Source organism: Halorubrum vacuolatum, assembly GCF_900188065.1.
In the GTDB taxonomy this organism is placed as follows: Archaea; Halobacteriota; Halobacteria; order Halobacteriales; family Haloferacaceae; genus Halorubrum; species Halorubrum vacuolatum.
This window is the reverse complement of the sequence record NZ_FZNQ01000025.1, coordinates 13,919-32,883: the sequence shown is the minus strand read 5'-3', so window position 1 is coordinate 32,883 and position 18,965 is coordinate 13,919. Positions and strand designations below refer to the sequence as shown.

Genomic DNA, 18,965 nt, shown 5'->3' with positions numbered 1-18,965 from the left:
CTCCGGGTTGTTCCACCCGAGAGAACAGGTGGGTTGCGAATCTTAATATCCCAACGCTCGGGAATCCTCGCCCTTTAGGGCGGGGAGGATGTCAACTCTCGGACGGCGCTACCGACGGGGAGATGATCCTCTTACAGGGCGGATCCGTGGCGTTGCTGTCGATCCTCGCGCTCGTCGCGTACGCCGTTATCGCGGGGATCGTCGCCCGCGATGCGCGACGCCGTGGGGCCGACCGTCCGGCGGTGTGGGGCCTTGCCGTCTTCGGTTCGATGCTGCTGGCGACGCTCGTCGTTCCCGCTCAGACCTTCGGCGCGCTCCTCGCCGGGGACTCGTCATCGGCCTGTATATTGTATCGACGCGGCGGTGAGAGACCGCTCGCGTCCCGACACCTCGATGCCTACAATTTCGCGTCCCGACACCTCGATGCCTACCATTTCGCGTCCCGACACCTCGATGCCTACCATTTCGCGTCCCGACACGTCGGCTTCCAACTATTCGCGTCCCGGTCCAGCGTTCAGCGACCGGTGTCGTATTTATACGTCGCCGACTCCGGGTCGATCCCGAAGTCCTCGGCGGTCTCGGTCGGCTCGTCGGCCGCCTCGTCGTCGCCCGCGGCAGCGTTTTTAAACGCCTCGCGGAGCCGACCGGGCATCTCGAAGCGGTCGGGATCGATCCCGAGTGGGACCACGTCCTCGTCGATCCGGCGTCGCTTTTCGGCGAGGCGGTCCCGAATGACCGCGGGCAACGCGTCAGCCTCGACGCGTTCGAAGCCGAACTGCGTGAGGTACGCCGGTTCGTCGGTCAATACATAGACGGTCTCGAACCCGTCGGCTGCGGCGGTGTCGACGAGCCGCTCAACGACATGCGCTCCGACGCCGTGGCCCCGCCAGTCGGGGACGACGCCGATGCCGGTCAGTTCGATGCGCTCGCCGTCGTCGGTCTTGTGGATCCGTAGTCGACCGAACCCGGCTCGGTCGCCCGACTCCTCGTCGACCGCGATGACGTAATCGCGTGAGCGGAAGGCGGCGTCATCGAGCCCCATCGATTCGATCTCGTCCAGCAACCACGCCTCATCCCGGTTCTTGGCGTCGCGGACGTACATACTGGCCCGTAGGATGGCCACCCGGAAAACGGTTCCCCGCGTTCGGCGACGACCGGCTAGTCGGACCGGTCGCCTTCATCGAGCGCGACGGCGACCGATCGGCTTGCGACGTCGGCGGCGAACGCCCGAGCGTCCGCCTCCAGTGCGGGGAACGTGTCGTAGTGGATCGGGACGACGAGTTCGGGACGCATCTTACCGACCAACGCGGCGGTTTCGTGGCGATCCGAGACGATCCCCCCGCCGCCGATGTTTCCCAAGAGGACGTCGACTTCGAGCTCCGCGTAGCCGGCCAATGCGTCCCCATCGCCCGGCCAGAAGACGCGCCGTCCATCGACGGAGAGCAGGTAGCCACAGCCGGATCCCGCCGGATGCGGGACCGTTCCGTCCGGCTCGGCACACGGACCGTCCGGTCGGTTGTAGGCGGCGACGGACCAGACGGTCGCGTCCTCCGGCGCCGATTCGACGCGTGCTCCGAGGTTCACACGGGCCTCGTCGTCGACACGAACGACGTCGAAGTCCTCCGCGAGCGACGACACCGACTCGACCTCGCGATCGATGACGGCCGCGTCGACGGCCTCGTGGATCACGACCGTCGCTCCGTCCTCGGCGACCGATCGGATCCCCGCCGGATCGTAGTGGTGACCGTGGGTGACGAGGACGAGGTCGCCGTCGCGGGCCCAGTAGTCGGAGAGCACGCCGTACCGTCCGGGATCGGTGTACGTGGTGAACCCGCCGGCGGTTTCGATCCGTGCGGTCGCATAGCCGAGCCAGTCGATCCTGAAGCCATCGTATCGAACGGTCATGTCGTCGGGGTGCGGGCGCAGGGACTTGAGGGTGCCCTTCCGATGTCATCGTAGTCGGCTGGCTCGGGGTCCACCGGTCTCATCCGTCCTCAACGATTCGAACCAGCTCCCAGTGGCCCTCCGGACCGTCGGCTAAGGGCTCGACGAGTTCACCGAGGACGTGTTCGGGAACGAGCGGCATCGGAAGGGGCACGTAACCGGCCTCGCGCATCGCCGCGAACCCCGCGAAGTCGTCGATGACGCGCCCGTCGTGGCCGCGCCGAACCCGGAACCGCTTATCGGATGCGTTCCTCGCATAGCTGAATGGAAACGCGGAGGCGGGGGGCATCCGCAGGCTCTCGACGCCGGCAAGGACGGCGACGACCTCGCCGTCTACCTCACAGAGAAGCCGCGGTACCGTCGGCCGCGCCGTCCCGTCCATGGCGGTCGGGTCGATACCGGGAGCGGCGGGGACCGGGCCGATCGGGGTGTCCGTCTCCCGCCAGCGTATCTCGGGTGTGAACGGCCCCTCGACGTGCACGCAGGCGTAGCCGCCGCCCTGAACCGGGATCCGATCCGGGCCCGAATGGAACCGTCGGCGGCCATCCCGCTCGTCGACGACCAGCACGGGTGCGGACAGGAGTTCACGAAGCCGCCGCTCGGTCGCGGCCGATCCGACGACGAAGAGCGCGCGCCGGTCACGACTCGCCGCATGTCCGAGTCTGGAGGCCACCGTCGTGGGATCGATGTCGTCGCTGGCGAGCGGCTCGACGCTCACCGACTCGGCGCCGCGAGTCGCGATCGCTGGCGGCTCCGCGCTCGATTCGGGACGGTGAACGTCGTATCCCTCACGTTCCAGCGTGTGTATCGCGGCCGCCGTCAGCCGGCTGCGCGCCGCGTCCCCGAGCGGATCACTCATCGTCGACCCTAGGATCCCGATCCGGAAGCGGTTTGCGGCCGTCTCGGTCGGGACCCGACCGGCGCGTTCGTGTCTCTCGGCGTCCCGGTTCGTCACTGACCTTTTATGTCGGGGCGTCATCAGTCGCCCCATGACGACCGAGGCCGGACCCGGCGACGACGTACACGATGTCCTCGATGTCGACCTCGATGCGTTCACCTCGCGGGCCAAAGAGGAGGCGGAGTTCCTCATCGATGAACTCCGGAGCGGGACGTTCGACAACCACCAATCCATGGTGGGTTTCGAATACGAGTTCTATGCGGTCGCAGATGGGCGCTGGAGCGAGGAGTCGCGTGCCGGCGAGTACGCCCTGATGCGCGTCCCACGCCGGTTGTTGGAGCTCGTCGGGTTCGAAAAGGAGCTCGGGCTGCACAACGCGGAGATGTCGACGAGCCCCCAGCCGCTCTCGAATCACGGGCTCCGGGCGCAGCTCTCGGAGATCCGTGCGCGGCTCGCGGCCGCGAACGACTGTACCGGCGTTGAGGGGATGCGACTCGTCTCGGACGGGATCTGGACGGTCCCGCCGGCCGGCGAGACGGCGCACGAATATCTCACCGACAGCGTCGAGGTTGACGGGATCACCATCGCCGTGAACATGAGCGATGTCGCCCGCTATCACGCGATGGCGAACATGGAGACCGACGGATCAAAACGGATCCGGCTGGCGGCACCCGGCGTCTCACTGCCGGCCGACACGGTGATGCCGGAGAGCCTTATCACCTCCATCCAGCCACACTATCAGACCGCGCGGGCGTCCGCGCTTCCGTCGTGTTTCCGCTACGCGCTTCGGATCGCGGGTCCGCTGCTGGCACTCGGGGTTAACTCCCCGTTCTTCCCGCCGGCGCTGTATGATGCCGAATGGACCGGCGAGCGCGTCCTCGCGGACGGCGCTCACGGCAACCGGATCCACGTCTTCGAATCCGTCCTCAACGAACGGACCGCGGAGGAAAAGGTCAGATTCCCCCGCGATATCCACAGCGTCGCGGAGGCCGTCGAGCGTATCGCCGACGACGAGACGTTGGTTCCGGTTCCCGATCTCGGCGGTCAGGGGCGGTTCGACGACGCCTTCGCCGCGTTTCGGAGCAAACACGGAACCTACTGGCGGTGGGTCCGGCCGGTGTTCGAGGGTGCCAGCCGGTCGAGCGCACACAGCCGCATCGAGTTTCGGCCGATCGCCTCCCAGCCGACCGTTCGCGACTCCGTCGCCTTTCAGGCGGCGTTCGCCGGCCTGATGGAGGCGCTTCCGCGTTATGATCATCCCGCGATCGACCAGCCGTGGGAAGTCGCCCGTGAGAACTTCTACGACGCCGTCGCCGATGGAATCGATGCCGACCTCGAATGGATCACCGTCGACGGCGGGCGAACGCGCGACACCGAGCGGTTATACGACGATCTGTTCGACCACGCCGCCGCCGGACTCGTTGCTGCTGGCTGCACGGAGACGGAGGCCGAGTCCTGGCTCGCGCCGCTCCGCTGGCGGGTTGAAAACAGGGTGACTCCGGCGAGCTGGAAGCGGGATCGCGTCCGGACACGACTGGCGGACGGCGAGCCGTTCGCCGACGCCGTTCACGACATGCAGCGGGAGTACATCGAGCTTCAGGAACGGACCCTGATCGATGGGGGGTTCTCCGAGTGGTGAGCGATGAGGGATCCTTCGGACGGTGAGAGACGATGCGTTCCTTGGACGGTGAGCGGTTCCACAGAACGCCGTCCTACCGTCCCGGACGGCCGACCACGAGGAACGTCTCCGGGCGGTCCTCCGCCCGAACGACCCCGATTCCGGCGTCCTCGAATCCCGTGACCGCGTCGTCGATCCCGTATCGCTCCTCACGGGGCGGGCCCGATTCGCCCTCGCCGTCGGCCGACCAGTCGATGACGACGAAGGTGCCGCCCGGCCTGATGACCCGTTCGACCTCCGCGAGCGATTCCGGCGTCGCGAACTCGTGGTAGGTCATCGTCGAGAACGCGGCGTCGAGTTCGTCGTCCGCGAACGGCAGATCCGCGATGTCGCTCGTCACGAACTCGACCGACTCCGGGACGCCCTTCTCGCGATAGATGTCGTGCATCTCCGCCTGAAGGTCAACGGCATAGAGGGTCTCGACGTATGGGGCGACCTCGTCGGTGAAAAATCCCGTCCCGCTGCCGAGGTCCGCGACCGTCTCTCCCGCCTCCGGTCCCAGCGAACCGAGCAGCTCCTCTCGCGAGCAAAACCGGTATCGCTCCGGATCCTCCAGTCTGTCGGCTCGTTCCGGATCGAACGTGTGAAAGCCCATAGCGGGATAACGCCGCCGGACGCGAAAAACGTCCGGATGTCGGACGGATTCGGTCCCTTTCGTGGTCGCTCGCCTACTGGCTGTACCCGCCTCAGGGCTCGCTCATCAGCGCACTCGCCGCGGCGTCGACCTCGGCCTCCGTCGAGACCGCGTGGATCGAAACGCGCACGGCCTCCGGATATGGCAGCGACCGGATCACGATGTCCGCCTCGGCGAGGCGTTCAACCGTCGCCGTCGGGTCCTCACAGGCGACCGTGACGAGCCCGGATTCGAACTCCTCGGGGCTCATGAGCCGATCGGCGTCGATCTGGCTTTTAAACCGCTGCGTGAGTCGTTCGATCCGCGATTCGATCGTGCCGATCCCGACCGCCTCGACCGCATCAAGTGCCGCACGGAGCCCGGCGTGTGGCGCCGGCGACGTTGTCCCCACCTCGAAGCGCTTCGCGCCCGGTTCGTACTCGATCTCGCCGTCCGTCGGATCGGTCACCCCGCGGTAGCCGACAGCGGGTGGCGCGAGTTCGGCGGCCACCTCGCGATCGACATATAAAAACCCGGAGCCCCACGGACCGAGTGGCCATTTGTGGCCGGCGGCCGCGACGGCGTCCGCGCCCCACTCGGTCACGTCCATCGGGAGGTGGCCGGGGATCTGCACGGCGTCGACGAGCGTGAACGCGCCGGCGTCGGTCGCGATCTCGACGAGATCGCGGACCGGCAGGACGGTTCCGTGTGTCCACGTCAGCGCGCTGAAACAGACGAGGCGGGCGTCGGCGATCGCCTCCTGATAGGCCTCACGGTCGATCCGCCCGTCGGTCGTCTCGAGGACGCGTACCTCGACGCCGTCGCGCTCAAGCCGTTTCCACGGAAGGACCCCCGCCGGGTGTTCGAGGTCGGTCCGGACGACGACATCGCCCGGTTCCCAGTCGATGGCGGTCGCGATCCGGGCGATACCGTCGGTCGTGCTCTCGGTGAGTGCGACCTCCTCGGAGGCTTCCGCGCCGATGAACGCCGCGATCCGCGCTCTTACCTCGTCGTAGAACTCGAACGCGACCGTGTAGGGGTTCGATCGGCCGGAGCCGTATTCGTGGTCCGTGAGCATCCCGTTCGCGGCCTCGACGACACGGCGAGGGCTCGGCCCGTGCGCGCCGAAATTCAGGTAGGTCGCCCCCGCGAACGCCGGAACGTCCGCGCGGAGATCGAGGGGATCCATGTTCGATCCCCCCGTGGATCCGGTATAAGCCTCCCGGCCTCGGCAGCCGATGCGCGGGTCTGGAGCCATCGGGACGTATCCGATGGGAGGGTGTCTGTTCGAACGGGAGACGAGATATCGGCCCGGGCGCGACACATGTCGGCCGTCGCGAACCAAGGGACAACCATTAACATCCGCACATCCGTCCGTACGGACAGATGACGGGTGGGACTGACACCGGCGACGATACGTCCGATGATCCGTCCCCGAACGCCGATGACGATACGGACGGGTCCCTGTTGGAGGATCCAGCGGTTCATCCGCCCCTCGACGACGATATCGTCGTCCTCCACGTCGATGACGAACCAGACATCGTCGAGTTGACCGGGACGTTTCTCCGACGGTCGAACGAGCGGATCGAGACGCTGGCGGCGACGAGCGTCGAGGAGGGTCTCGAGGTGCTCGAACGGGAATCGGTCGACTGCGTGGTCACCGATTACGACATGCCCGGCCGAGACGGCATCGAGTTTCTCCGCCTCATCCGCGAGCGACACGGTGATCTCCCGGTCGTCCTCTTTACCGGCCGTGGTTCCGAGGAGGTCGCAAGCGAGGCGATCTCGGCCGGGGTGAGCGATTACCTCCGGAAGGAGGGCGGAACCGACCAGTACACCATCCTCGCGAACCGCATCGAGACGCTCGTCTCCCGATCACGGGCTGAAAAGCGACTGTATGACCATCTCGACCGCATGACGGACGCCTTCTTCAGCGTCGACGATGCGTGGCGGTTTACGTTTCTCAACGGGGAGGCCGAGCGGACGCTGCGACGTGACCGCACCGAACTGCTCGGGCGGTCGATCTGGGAGACGTTCCCCGAAGCGGTCGGTTCGGAGCTCGAAGCGGCCTATCGGGAGACGATGCGGACGGGGGAGCCGACTACCCTCGAGTATTACTATCCGCCGCTGGACACCGATTTTGAGGTCTATGCGTATCCCTCGGACGCCGGGCTGTCCGTTTATTTCCGTGATATCTCCGAACGTCGCCGTCGCGAACAGGCGGTTCGGGACCTCTCCGAACGGCTTGAACTCGCCCTCGAAGGGGCGGAGATCGGCGTCTGGGACTGGAACGTCGAGACGGACGAGGTGACCTTCGATGAACGATGGGCCGAGATGCTCGGATACGAACTGGATGAACTCGATCCGGACCTCTCAACGTGGGAGGATCGCGTTCATCCCGACGACGCTGACGCGGTCTGGGAGGCGCTGGAGGCACACTTCGCGGGGGAGACCGAGCAGTATCACGTCGATCACCGGATGCGAACGAAGAACGGTACGTGGAGGTGGATCCGTGATCGTGGGCGTGTCGTCGAACGTGGGCCCGACGGGAAGCCCCGTCGAGCGGTCGGGATCCATATCGACGTCACCGAGGAGAAAGCGCGGGAACGTACCCTTGAGCGGTACAAGCGGGTCGTCGATGAGATGCCCGAATCAGCCGCGATCTACGACGAGGATGGTCGCTTCGTGCTCGTCAACGAACACCTCGCGTCGGTCTACGGGGAGTCGGTCGACGCGCTCGTGGGGGAAGCGAGCCCGTTCATCGAACGGCTCCGAGGGTGCCACCCGGACGACCCGTTCGCCGCGCTGGTCGAGGGCGAACGCGAACGATGCTCGGGGACGACCGATGTCGAACTACCCGACGGAGCGGAGTCGATCGTCGATTACGACCTCGTCCGGCTCGTCATCGACGGACGCTTCGACGGCGTCTTGGGGATCTATCGGAACATTACGCCACTGAAACGGCGCGAGGAGCGGCTCAGAGAAACCACTGAGCGTCTCGAGGCACTCTTCGAGCGGTCGCCGGACATGATAAACATCCACGATGCGGACGGGCGCATCGTCGACGTCAATCGATCGATCTGCACGGCGCTCGGGTATCCTCCCGAGGAGCTGGTCGGGATGCGCGTCTGGGAGGTAGATACGGAACTCGATCCCGAGTCGGCACTGGAGATGTGGGAGACGACCGACGTCGATGAGACGCTCCGTATTGAGACGACGTATCGTCGCAGCGATGGGACGACGTTTCCGGTGGAGGTTCACGTGCGTCGGATCGGGTCCCGTGGCGAGGATCAGTTCCTCGCGAGCAGCCGTGACATCTCCACCCAGCGGGCGTACGCCCGTCGGCTCGAACGAGAAAACGAGCGACTGGAGGAGTTCACCTCCATCGTCTCACACGACCTCCGAAACCCGATAAACGTCCTTTCGGGCTACCTCGAGTTGGCACGGGAAACCGGCGATCCGGCGTACTTCGATCGCTGTGAGCGGGCGGTATCGGATATGACGCGACTGATTGACGACCTCCTCACGCTCGCTAAGCAGGGGAAACGCGTCGGCGAGTACGAGCCGGTTTCACTCGATACGCTCGCCGAACGATTTAAACCCGATCTCGAACAGGAGGGGATGGGGGTCGAGATCAACGCGACCGGAACGGTCTCCGCGGACCCCGGTCGGCTCACACAGCTCCTCGAAAACCTCCTTCGGAACGCCGTCGAGCACGGCGGGTCGACGGTGACCGTCGGCGACCTTCCGGACGGGTTCTACGTCGAAGACGACGGCCCCGGGATCCCGCCCGAGGAGCGCGAGAACGTGTTTAAAAGCGGCTACACGTCATCCGAGTCCGGGACGGGGTTCGGGCTGTCGATCGTCAAAGGCATCGCGGACGCACACGGCTGGACCGTCGCCGTCACGGCGGCCGAATCCGGCGGCGCACGCTTCGAGATCACCGGCGCCAAACGCCCGGAAACGGAGGCCGATCCGGAGGTGTGAGCGGTCCGTTCGTAAGGTGTCCTCGCTCCCGATTCACCCCGTCGTCTCCGGCATCGGCGGCGATCCCACGAGCCGAGCGCGGTCGTGTGGCTCCTCGAAGTCCAGATCAGGCCCGCGGGCGATGATCCCGGTCGGGGTCACGTCCGGATGGGTCGTGTAGTAGTGTTCCTTGATGTGGGCCATGTTCACCGTCTCGGCGACGCCCGGCGTCGTGTAGATGTCACGGAGATACGGCCAGAGGTGCTCGTATTGGTGAATGAACCGGCGGTTACACATAAAGTGGGTGTGATAGACCTGATCGAACCGGACGAGGGTCGTGAAGAGACAGATATCGGCCTCGGTGAACGTCTCCCCTGCGAGGTAGCGGTTTTCGCCGAGGTGTGCATCCCACCTGTCGAGCGCCTCGAAGAGCTCATCGATCGCCGAATCGTACGCCGACTGTGACGTTGCAAAGCCCGCCCGGTAGACGCCGTTGTTGATCGGTTCGTAGATCTCGGAGATGATTTCGTCGACGCGGACAACATCGGCGGGATCGTCAGGGAGGAGCCGAACCTCGTTTCCGAGGTCGGCGAACGCCGTCGTCAACATTCGAAGGATCTCGCGGGACTCGTTGTTCACGATCGTCGCCTCCTCGGTGTCCCACAGTACGGGAACGGTCACTCGGCAGGTCGCGTCGGGGTCGGCTTCGACGTACAGCTTCCGGAGATAGTCGCTTCCGTGGAGCTTGTCGGGGGTACAGCCGGGCTTGTCGGGGCTGAACTGCCAACCATCCTCGCCCCGCCACGGATCGACGACGGAGACGTCGATGACGTCCTCCAGCCCGAGGATCGACCGTGCGAGCAGCGTCCGGTGCGCCCATGGACAGGCGTACGAGACGTAGAGGTGGTAGCGACCTGCCTCAGGGGTAAACCGCTCGTCGGGCTCGGCATCGACGTGGTCGTGAACGTCGCTGCCGACGATCCAGTTTCGGAAGGTCGTCTCCCCGCGCTGGAAGGCCCCATCCCCGTCGGTCGCCTCGTACGTGTCCGTTCGCCATTCGCCGTCGACGAGCTGATTCATACTACGTTCAATGGACCGTAGACGCATAATCGGGGTAGGGATCCTCGTGTCACCGGCTTGGGTCGTTCCTCGCGCTCAGTCCTCACGAAGCGCGAGGAGCGCAAACAGCACCACTGCGGTTCCCTCCGCGACCTTCGAGATCAGCGCAAGCGGGTCCGCGATGAGGTGCTCCGCGACGACGTCCACCGTGGAGCCCTCGTGGCTGTGTCCGTGATCGTCGTGCGCGTGGCTGTCGTCATGATCGTGTCCGTGATCGTCGTGCGCGTGGTCATCGTGATGGTCGCCATGATTGCCGTCATCGTGGCCGTGATCATCGTGACCGTCGCCATGACTGCCGTCGTCGTGGCCGTGATCATCGTGACCGTCGCCATGACTGCCGTCGTCGTGGCCGTGATCGCCGTGGTCGTGCGAGTGGAGGTCGGCGCCCGTCACCGACTCGATCGTCCCGAGCGCATGGATATCGACGTAGGCGAAGAGATAGAACGCGAAGACGCCGGAAAGGGTCGCATAGGTCGCGTTCGGCTGCAGCACTCCGGCTACCATCGCGCCCATGAGCACGATGGGGAGCGCGGCGGCGACGAGCAGCATCAGCGCGTACGCGAACGCACCGTGACCCGTGATCACGCCCAACAGCTCGCTCACGCCGACGGTGAGATGGATCGCAACGGAGAGGCCAAGCAATGCGAGCGCCCCATAGCCGATCGGTCCGCTTGGCAGTTTCCCCTCCATATGATGGGAGAAGGCATATACACGTATTACGGGTTCTGGTGCGCTCTTCGAACGACTGACCCGTCGTGCGCATCGGGACCACCGACCCTGCCACGCCACGATGCCACGATATATACCTTCGGGGCGCAACCCGTCAGGTAATGTTGGAGGGCGTCAACGTCGCGCTCGGGGTCTCGGGCAGCATCGCGGCCGTGAAGGTGGTCGAATTGGCCCACGAGCTGCAGCGTCACGGCGCGAAGGTCCGTGCCGTGTTGTCGCCGGCGGCGACGAACATCATCCATCCGTGGGCCGTCGACTTCGCGACGACCGAACCGGTAATCACCGAAATAACGGGCGCGGTCGAACACGTGGAGCTCTGTGGCTATGACGGCTGGGCGGACGTACTGCTTTTAGCGCCGGCGACGGCGAACACCGCCGGAAAGATCGCCGCCGCGGTGGACGATACCCCGGTGACGACCTGTGCGACGACGGCGCTGGGTGCGGGGATTCCCGTCGTCATGGCTCCCGCGATGCACGAGCCGATGTACGACCATCCGGGGGTCCTCGCCGCGCTCGATACGCTGGAGAGCTGGGACGTAACGTTCGCCGAGCCGCGGATCGAGGAGGGGAAAGCGAAGATCGCCAGGGAGGAGGCGATCATCACCGAGCTTGCGCGGGCAACGACGCCGGATAGCCTCGCCGGAACACACATCGTGGTCACCGCGGGCGCGACCAAAGAGCGGATCGACCCCATTCGGATCCTGACGAACCGCGCGTCCGGCAAAACCGGACGGGCGGTCGCCCGGGCGCTGTACGTTCACGGGGCGGATGTGACGCTCGTTCACGACGGTCCCGACGTTGACTATGCTGACGTGCTCAGGGTGGAGACCGCGGACGAGATGATGGCCGCCTGCCGGGAGGCCGCCCGGGACGCGGACGCACTCATCTCCGCGGCCGCGATCTCGGACTTTACGGCCGACGCCGTCGCCGAGAAGATCCGATCGGGATCGCCGCTTTCGCTCGATCTCGAACCGACACCGAAGCTCATCGACGCCGTTCGGGAGGCACACCCCGACCTCCCGATCGTCGCGTTCAAAGCGGAGACCGCCGGCGACGACGAGGCGCTGTTCGCGGCGGCGACGCCGCTCATCGATCGGGTGGGACTGACGTTCGTCGTCGCCAACGACGCGAGCGTCATGGGTGCGGACGAAACCCGGGCGCTCCTCATCGGTCCCGCGGACGAACGGGTCGACGACTGCACCGTCGTCGCCGGAGACAAGACGGCGCTCGCCCGGGCGATCGCCGCGCGGCTCTCGACGGAACTGGTATCGAGCGGCGGATGACCCGTGACCGATGCCGTCGGATCGATTCGATATGCTGTCGCGAATAGCGGATCTTGTTGCTGGTATATGCCGTCCTTCCGATGATCCCACCTCAGGAGTTCACGGGTTGCGGTCTCGACTCCCCCGACACTCATAAACTCAGAACAAATTTATCCGAAACGAGGTGGCAACATCATCCGCTGTCTATGACGATCGCTTCGTCGGAGAAAACGGCGAAATTACCGGTTAAAACGCCGAAATTCGTGGGTTAAAGGACACCATTTATGTTCGTCCGGTCGTGAGGGAAGGACAGCATGAAGCGGACAACTCGACGTCGGTTCATCCACACGGGTGGGGCCGTCGGTGCGATCGGTCTCGCGGGATGTCTCGGTGAGGAGCCTGACGACGAACCCGAAGCCGACGACGCCGAACCGCCGGAGGAAACGGACGACACGGACGACACGGATGACGAGCCCGAAGAGGAGCCGGCCGAGGCCACCTACGAGATCTGGGCGGCCGATCAGGGAACCAACACGATCTACATCTACGAGCCCGCGGGGAACCCCGACGCCGAGTTCGACCTCGTCGACGAGATCGATACCGGAGCGGCGGACGGCGAAGTCCCGCATATGGTCGCGTACTCCTCGGATTACGAGTACGCCGCCATCGCCTGCACGGCTGGCGCCAGAACGCTCGTCTATCGAACCGAGGACCGTGAACTCGTCGCGAACCTCGAAACCGGCCCCGGATCACACTTCGCCGGGTTCACTCCGGATGACGGCGCGCTCATCGTGGACGTGATCGGCGAGAGCCGGATCGTCCGGGTCGACGTCGACCTCGACGAGGAGGCGTTCGAGATCGACGAGGCACTCGACATCGACGAGGACGTCGACGGGCTCACCGAGGAGGAGGGCGCGCCGATCTGCCACTCCTACGACCATCAGGGACGGTCGATCCACACGCTCGGACCGGGCTACGGCGAGGCCGGCCTCGTTATCGTCGACCACGACGAGTTCGAGATCGCTCAGGCGTTCGACGGCGACGAACTCCCCACGAACTGCGGCACGATGCCGCATCCGACCGAGGACAAGTTCTACCTCACCGCCGGGCTGCCGACGCCGACGGACGACGACGGCGAGCCGATCGAGGGCGAGGAGGGCGTCGGCGACTACTACGTGCTCGACACCTCCGGCGACGAGGTCGAGGTCATCGTCGAGAGCGAGTCCACCGAGGGGATCGACGCACACGGCTTCTGGTTCACGAGCGACGCCGAGGAGCTGTGGGTGTTGAACCGCGAGACCAACGACGGCGTGGTCGTCGACCCCGAGACCGACGAGGTGATCGAGGAGATCGAGGCGTTCGGCCCCGATCAGGCCGATGACCCCGACGAGAGCGACGCGCCGGACATCCTCTGGGGCTCGCCGGACGGCGAGTTCATGTTCGTCACGCTCCGCGGGCAGAACCCGGTCTCCGGCGACCCACACGCGGCGACCGGCGTGACGTCCGGCTTCGGCGTCCTCGACGTCGAGACACGCGACATCGTCGAGGTCGTCGAGCCGGATCCGGACGACGAGGACAGCGACTTCCACGGCATCGGCGTTCGCCCGCTTGCGGAGTTCGACGCAGCGACCTCCCCGCCGTACTGAACGGTATCCCGATGGAACGGTCGCCGACGACATCCGATCGTGTTGAAGGCCATACCGAGATAATCCGGTTCTTCGAAACGCCGATGCTCCACGCTCAGAACCGGTCGACGCCGGTTGGATTCGACCCATATAACGCCGGGACCCAGTTCTGACCGTCGATCGGTGGGCGGTCGTAGCTGGGGTCCTCCTGTCGTGGTGGAAGCTCCGTCGGTTCGGGCATGATGTCCTCGTACTCGATCTGCGAGAGGAGATGGCTGATGCAGTTGAGCCTCGCGTGCTTTTTGATATCTGCATCGATGACGTACCACGGCGAGTCCTCCGTATCCGTGTGTTTGAACATCTCGTCTTTCGCCCGTGAGTACTCTACCCATCGCTTTCGAGCTTCGAGGTCGAGTTCACTGAGCTTCCAGCGACGCTTCGGGTCGTTGCTGCGCTTTTGAAACCGGCTTTCCTGTTCGTCATCGCTGATCGAGAACCAGTATTTGATCAGGATGATCCCCGAGCGCATCAACATTCGTTCGAACTCGGGGACCGACCGAATAAACTCATCATACTCCTCGTCGGTACAAAATCCCATTACCCGTTCGACGCCGGCGCGGTTGTACCAACTGCGGTCAAACAACACCATCTCGCCGGCCGCCGGAAGGTGTTCGACGTACCGTTGAAAGTACCACTGGCTTTGCTCGCGTTCGGTCGGTGTGCCAAGCGCTACGACTTTCACGACGCGTGAGCTCGTCCGCCGGGTGATCCGATGGATCGTTCCTCCCTTACCGGCCGCGTCGCGCCCATCGAAACAGACGACGACCCTGAGGCCCTGTTCTTTGACCCACATCTGGAGCCGAACGAGTTCCTCTTGTAACCGTTCCAGTTCCCGCTCGTAGTACTTGTTCCTGATCTTACCGCTGTCTTTGTACAACTCGTCCGCATCAACGGTCGACAGTACGGACTCGTCGGCCGGCAATACCGGATGTTCTGTCATCTGCCCCGGAGTCCCTCATGACCGCATTCGGTTCTCGCTCGCGTCATGTCGGATCGTAGACCTCCGTCATCATAAGTGTGTTACTCGACAACACGGTTCATGAACGTCTGCTGGAGGCTCCGGATCGGTTCGTCACCGGGACGACACTGGACGTAGCTGCCGTCGGCCCGCATCTTCCAGCGCCGCCGGTTGTCGGCCAACCCCACCTCGGTGATCTCGCGGAGGTAATTACAGATCGACGGGTCCTCGATCGGCGCGACAACCTCCACCCGGCTGTCGAGATTGCGCGTCATCCAGTCGGCCGAGCCGATAAAGCACTGCCAGTCGCCGCCGTTTCGAAACCGGAAGATGCGTGAGTGTTCGAGGAACTGACCGACGATACTTGAGACGCGGATGTTCTCGCTTACTCCCTCGATTCCGGGCCGAAGCCGACAGATATCCCTGATGAGGAGGTCGATCTCCACGCCGGCACGCGAAGCCCGGTACAGTTCCTCGATGATCGCCGGATCCTCGAGTCTGTTCATCTTCGCGATGATTCGACCCGTACCGCCCTCGCTGGCGTTCGTTGCCTCCTGGCGGATCAACGCGATGATGTCGTCGCGTAGGTTATCAGGAGCGATGAGCAGTTTCTCGTAGGCGCTTTCATCCGAGTGGCCGGTAAAGGAGTTGAACACATGCAGGAGGTCCCGACCGATGGCGGAGTCGGCGGTGAGCAAGCCCAAGTCGGTGTACCCTTTCGCCGTTTCTGAGTGATAATTTCCCGTGCCGATATGTGAATACAGCGACATTCCGGTCGCCTCCTCGCGGACGACAAGCGCGGTCTTCGTGTGGGTCTTGAGATCGAGCGTGCCGTACGTAACGTGGATCCCCTCATCTTCGAGTTTCTCGGCCCACTCGATGTTGTTCCGTTCGTCGAAGCGGGCTTTTAATTCGACCATCACCACGACCTGTTTGCCGTTCCTCGCGGCCTGGATGAGGCTGTCAATCACCTTTGAGTCGGTCGCCGTTCGATAAATCGTGATCTTGAGCGCGTGGACTGCCGGGTCAATCGCCGCCGCGTCAAGAAACCGCTGGACCGTATCGGTAAAGCTGTGATATGGGTGATGAAGGAGGATATCCTGCCGTCGAATTTCGGCAAACATGGCGTCGGTCGCGGTCGTCTCAAGCGATTCGAACCGTGGATGTGGCTGGGGTGTCCACGGATCCGGTTTGAGCGAGCGCCGATCGAGATCGACGAGCGTCGAGAAATCACTGAAATCCAGCGGCCCGTCGAGTTCGAACACCTCTCGCGTGTCGAGATCGAGCTGTTCGACCAGGATCTTCCGGGCGATCTCGGGCATCCCGGATTCGACCTCCAGCCGGACCGCCATGGCGAACTCCCGTTCACGGAGCACGTCCTCTATCGTCTCGATGAGGTCCTCGGCAACCTCCTCGCTCCGCCCGACCTCGGCGTTTCGAGTCACCCGGAAGGCGGCGTGATCGACTACCTCGACGCCCGGAAACAGGAGATCAAGGTTGGCAGCGACGAGGCGTTCGAGAAGCATGTACCGGCTCCCTTCCTCGACCGGTATTAACCGCGGGCGTGTCGCTGGGATCTTCACCCGGGAGAACTTGGGTTCGCGCCGTCCATCGGCGCGCGTCAGCACCGCAAGCGAGAGACTCTGGTTCGAGATGAACGGAAACGGGTGACTCGGGTCGAACGTCAGCGGCGTAAGCATCGGCATCACCGATGTTTTGAAATACTCGCGAAGGTGACTGCGCTCCTCGGTACCGAGTTCGTCGTACTCGACGAGACGGATACCTTCCGCGGCGAGTGCCGGACGAATCTCCTCGTGATAACACGCGGTTTGCTCCCGGAGTAACTCCCGTGTTGTCGCGAGAGCTTCGACCCATTGTTCGGTCGGCGTCCGGCCGTCCGGCGAGCGGTCTGTCACCCCCGCTTCGATCTGTTGTTTGAGCCCGCCGATCCGTTTGCGAACGAACTCGTCGATGTTTCCCGTAACAATGGCCAGAAACCGGACCCGCTCTAAAAGCGGGTTGCGGTCGTCTTGGGATTCATGTAGAACCCGTCGATGGAACTCGAGCTCGCTGAGTTCCCGATTCAAGTAATACTCGGGGCTCGACAGATCGGGGCCCTCGGTGGACCGGTCGGTCGGTCGTGTCTCGACCTCCGCCGTGGATGCGGCATGCTCATCGTCGGCTTCGGCGGTCGGAGTCGTGTCATTTGTAGCATCCGGTTCGTCGGGCTGTGACGGCTCGTTCGTCCCGGAGCCCCCCGATCCGGTCGTATGGTTATCGTCTCGTGTGTCAGTCATAGCGCTCCGTCGGTCACGGGCGACTGGGTGTTCGGCTGCGGGATCGACACCGATCCGCCAGTCGACTGTCCGATGCGAAAAATAAGAACCGATGATAGTTAACATCTGTGCACAATTACCATTTAATGGGATCGATCCAAACAGACACGTCCCTGTGGAACGAATCTAGCGGAACTGGGAGTTCTGGCGTTCGGCGACAGTGAGGGACCCAGTGCCGGGGCAGAAAAAAACCCCCGCGCGGTGGGAGTAAGAGTCCCAGCGGCCGGTGGGGCCGAAAACGGCACCCTTGAGGACGTTGCCACCCCCATTGGGGAAGTCGCGGTCAGCCCTGCAGCAGGTCAGTCACGGCGCTCTCGATCAGCCCCTGAATCTCCGCCGAGAAGAACCCGAGCGTGAGCCCGAGGGCCGCCCCGATGCCGACGGCGATGAGCATCCCCTTCGTGATCGCCGCCGGGTCCACGTCCTCGCCCGCGAACGGATGGAAGTAGATCCGGTTGATGAACGGCAGAATGTAGCCCGCAGAGAGCAGAGTCGAAAAGAGTACCAATCCAGCGACGAGTACGTGACCAGCCTCGAACGCGCCGAGCGCGATGTACCACTTGCCGACGAAGCCGACGGTCGGCGGGAGGCCGATCATCGAGATCCCGAGGACGGCGAACATCCCCGCCATCACCGGGGCGCGCTTTGCGAGCCCGGCATACTCGTCGACGGTTCGGATCCCGCCGAACCGGAGCGCGAACATGCCCGCCAGGATGAACAGCGAGGCCTTCACGACACCGTGGCCGAAGATCTGTAACATCGAGCCGAACAGCGCCGTCTCGTTGGCGACGGCGATGCCGATGAAGATCAGCCCGAACTGTGAGACCGTCGAGTACGCCAACACGAGTTTGATATGCTCCTGTAACAGCGCGAACAGGCTGGCGGCGAACAGACTTGCGAGCGCGCCGACGAGCAGGATCTCCGCGATGACGGGGTTCGCCTCAAGGAACTCCGGCGTGAACGCGGTAAACAGGATGCGGGCGAACGCGTACACCGCGACCGCGGGCATGAGCGAGGAGATCACCGCGCTGATCCCGTCCGGCGCGGAGGCGTGGGCGTCCGCCAGCCAGGTGTGGACCGGGAACAACGCGATCTTCACGGCGAGCCCCACGGCCATCAGCGCGAAGGCGGTGATGACGACCGGATCGGTGTAGCCGGCCTCGCCGATCTGGATCGCCAGATCCTGCATGTTGAGCGTCCCCGTCGCCGCGAAGATGAGCGCGACGCCGAGTAAATAAAAGGACGCCCCGACCGTGCCGACGAGGAGGTATTTAAACGCCGCGTACGTCGACCAGCGATATTTCGAGGAGGAGACGAGCGCGTACGAGGAGATCGCCATGATCTCCAAGAAGACGTAGAGGTTGAACACGTCGCCGGTAAAGACGACCCCGAGCATCCCGCCGACGAGCAGCAGGAAGCCCGCATAAAAGAAGTTCCCACGCGGGCCGCCGACGCGGGTGTACACGAGGACGCCGAGGCTGATGAGCAGCGTGAGCAGCACGACGAGCATCGAGAACTCGTCGACATAGAACTCGATCCCGAACGAGCGCTCGCCGATGCCGGCGATGACATATTCGATCGTTCCGTGTTCGTGAACGATCCGTGCGACGGCGACAGCGAGCGCCAGCGTCGACGCCGTGATGATCGTCGCCAGCGTCCACCCCGCTTGTTTCCACTTCAGGCTGGCCGCCACCGGCAGGACCGATGTCAAAAGCGGGAAGAGGACGACCGCGCCGACGAGCCACTCGAACTCGCTCATGGGCGGGTCACCCCCAGT

Annotated in this window: 14 protein-coding genes; 4 read left to right on the top strand and 10 right to left on the bottom strand. The window is 64.4% G+C overall.

Features of this window, described 5'->3' with window-relative positions:
• Positions 1–514: 514 nt before the first annotated feature.
• The 3 genes from CHB65_RS14990 to CHB65_RS14980 all read right to left on the bottom strand — a co-directional run bounded on the left by CHB65_RS14990 (position 515) and on the right by CHB65_RS14980 (position 2,899).
• Complete coding sequence (locus CHB65_RS14990; RefSeq protein ID WP_089385838.1) at positions 515–1,102, bottom strand: GNAT family N-acetyltransferase; 588 nt, start codon at positions 1,100–1,102, stop codon at positions 515–517.
• Between the two features lie 56 nt (positions 1,103–1,158).
• Positions 1,159–1,905 carry an MBL fold metallo-hydrolase gene (locus tag CHB65_RS14985; RefSeq protein WP_089385837.1) on the bottom strand — a complete coding sequence of 249 codons (747 nt, stop codon included), beginning with the start codon at positions 1,903–1,905 and terminating at the stop codon, positions 1,159–1,161.
• A 79-nt stretch (positions 1,906–1,984) separates the two neighbouring features.
• On the bottom strand, positions 1,985–2,899 hold the full coding sequence (locus CHB65_RS14980; protein WP_394335420.1) for a hypothetical protein: 915 nt from the start codon (positions 2,897–2,899) through the stop codon (positions 1,985–1,987).
• 34 nt (positions 2,900–2,933) lie between these two features.
• Here CHB65_RS14980 and CHB65_RS14975 point away from each other — a divergent pair, with 34 nt between their 5' ends.
• Positions 2,934–4,481: a hypothetical protein gene (locus CHB65_RS14975; RefSeq protein ID WP_089385836.1), complete on the top strand. Its 1,548-nt coding sequence runs from the start codon at positions 2,934–2,936 to the stop codon at positions 4,479–4,481.
• A 73-nt stretch (positions 4,482–4,554) separates the two neighbouring features.
• Here the strand turns inward: CHB65_RS14975 and CHB65_RS14970 are convergent, their stop codons facing one another.
• The gene (locus CHB65_RS14970) at positions 4,555–5,115 is read right to left on the bottom strand and encodes a class I SAM-dependent methyltransferase (protein WP_089385835.1); all 561 of its coding nucleotides are present in this window, start codon (positions 5,113–5,115) and stop codon (positions 4,555–4,557) included.
• Positions 5,116–5,206: 91 nt separating this feature from the next.
• Entirely contained in the window at positions 5,207–6,322 is a 1,116-nt protein-coding gene (locus CHB65_RS14965) for an aminotransferase class V-fold PLP-dependent enzyme (protein ID WP_089385834.1), read from the bottom strand.
• A gap of 197 nt (positions 6,323–6,519) precedes the next feature.
• Between CHB65_RS14965 and CHB65_RS14960 the strand changes: the two genes are divergently transcribed.
• Positions 6,520–9,120: a response regulator gene (locus CHB65_RS14960; protein ID WP_089385833.1), complete on the top strand. Its 2,601-nt coding sequence runs from the start codon at positions 6,520–6,522 to the stop codon at positions 9,118–9,120.
• 33 nt (positions 9,121–9,153) lie between these two features.
• Here CHB65_RS14960 and CHB65_RS14955 read toward each other — a convergent pair whose 3' ends face one another.
• Together CHB65_RS14955 and CHB65_RS17535 are read right to left on the bottom strand one after the other, a co-directional pair.
• A complete protein-coding gene (locus CHB65_RS14955) occupies positions 9,154–10,179 on the bottom strand; it encodes a glutathione S-transferase family protein (protein WP_089385832.1) in 1,026 nt (341 codons plus the stop codon).
• Between the two features lie 75 nt (positions 10,180–10,254).
• Positions 10,255–10,908, bottom strand: a complete 654-nt coding sequence (locus CHB65_RS17535; protein WP_179213680.1) for a hypothetical protein — start codon at positions 10,906–10,908, stop codon at positions 10,255–10,257.
• Positions 10,909–11,048: 140 nt separating this feature from the next.
• On the opposite strand from CHB65_RS17535, the gene coaBC reads away from it, so the two are divergent.
• Together coaBC and CHB65_RS14940 are read left to right on the top strand one after the other, a co-directional pair.
• Positions 11,049–12,230, top strand: coding sequence for a bifunctional phosphopantothenoylcysteine decarboxylase/phosphopantothenate--cysteine ligase CoaBC (gene coaBC / locus CHB65_RS14945; RefSeq protein ID WP_089385831.1), 1,182 nt, complete (start codon positions 11,049–11,051; stop codon positions 12,228–12,230).
• Between the two features lie 293 nt (positions 12,231–12,523).
• Positions 12,524–13,855, top strand: a complete 1,332-nt coding sequence (locus CHB65_RS14940; RefSeq protein WP_089385830.1) for a YncE family protein — start codon at positions 12,524–12,526, stop codon at positions 13,853–13,855.
• Positions 13,856–13,949: 94 nt separating this feature from the next.
• Here the strand turns inward: CHB65_RS14940 and ppk2 are convergent, their stop codons facing one another.
• From ppk2 to CHB65_RS14925, 3 genes are all read right to left on the bottom strand, one after another.
• Positions 13,950–14,834 carry a polyphosphate kinase 2 gene (gene ppk2, locus CHB65_RS14935; RefSeq protein WP_089385829.1) on the bottom strand — a complete coding sequence of 295 codons (885 nt, stop codon included), beginning with the start codon at positions 14,832–14,834 and terminating at the stop codon, positions 13,950–13,952.
• A gap of 80 nt (positions 14,835–14,914) precedes the next feature.
• Positions 14,915–17,149, bottom strand: coding sequence for a polyphosphate kinase 1 (ppk1, locus tag CHB65_RS14930; RefSeq protein ID WP_089385839.1), 2,235 nt, complete (start codon positions 17,147–17,149; stop codon positions 14,915–14,917).
• Between the two features lie 322 nt (positions 17,150–17,471).
• Positions 17,472–18,947, bottom strand: coding sequence for a monovalent cation/H+ antiporter subunit D family protein (locus CHB65_RS14925; RefSeq protein ID WP_089385828.1), 1,476 nt, complete (start codon positions 18,945–18,947; stop codon positions 17,472–17,474).
• Between the last annotated feature and the right edge of the window lie 18 nt (positions 18,948–18,965).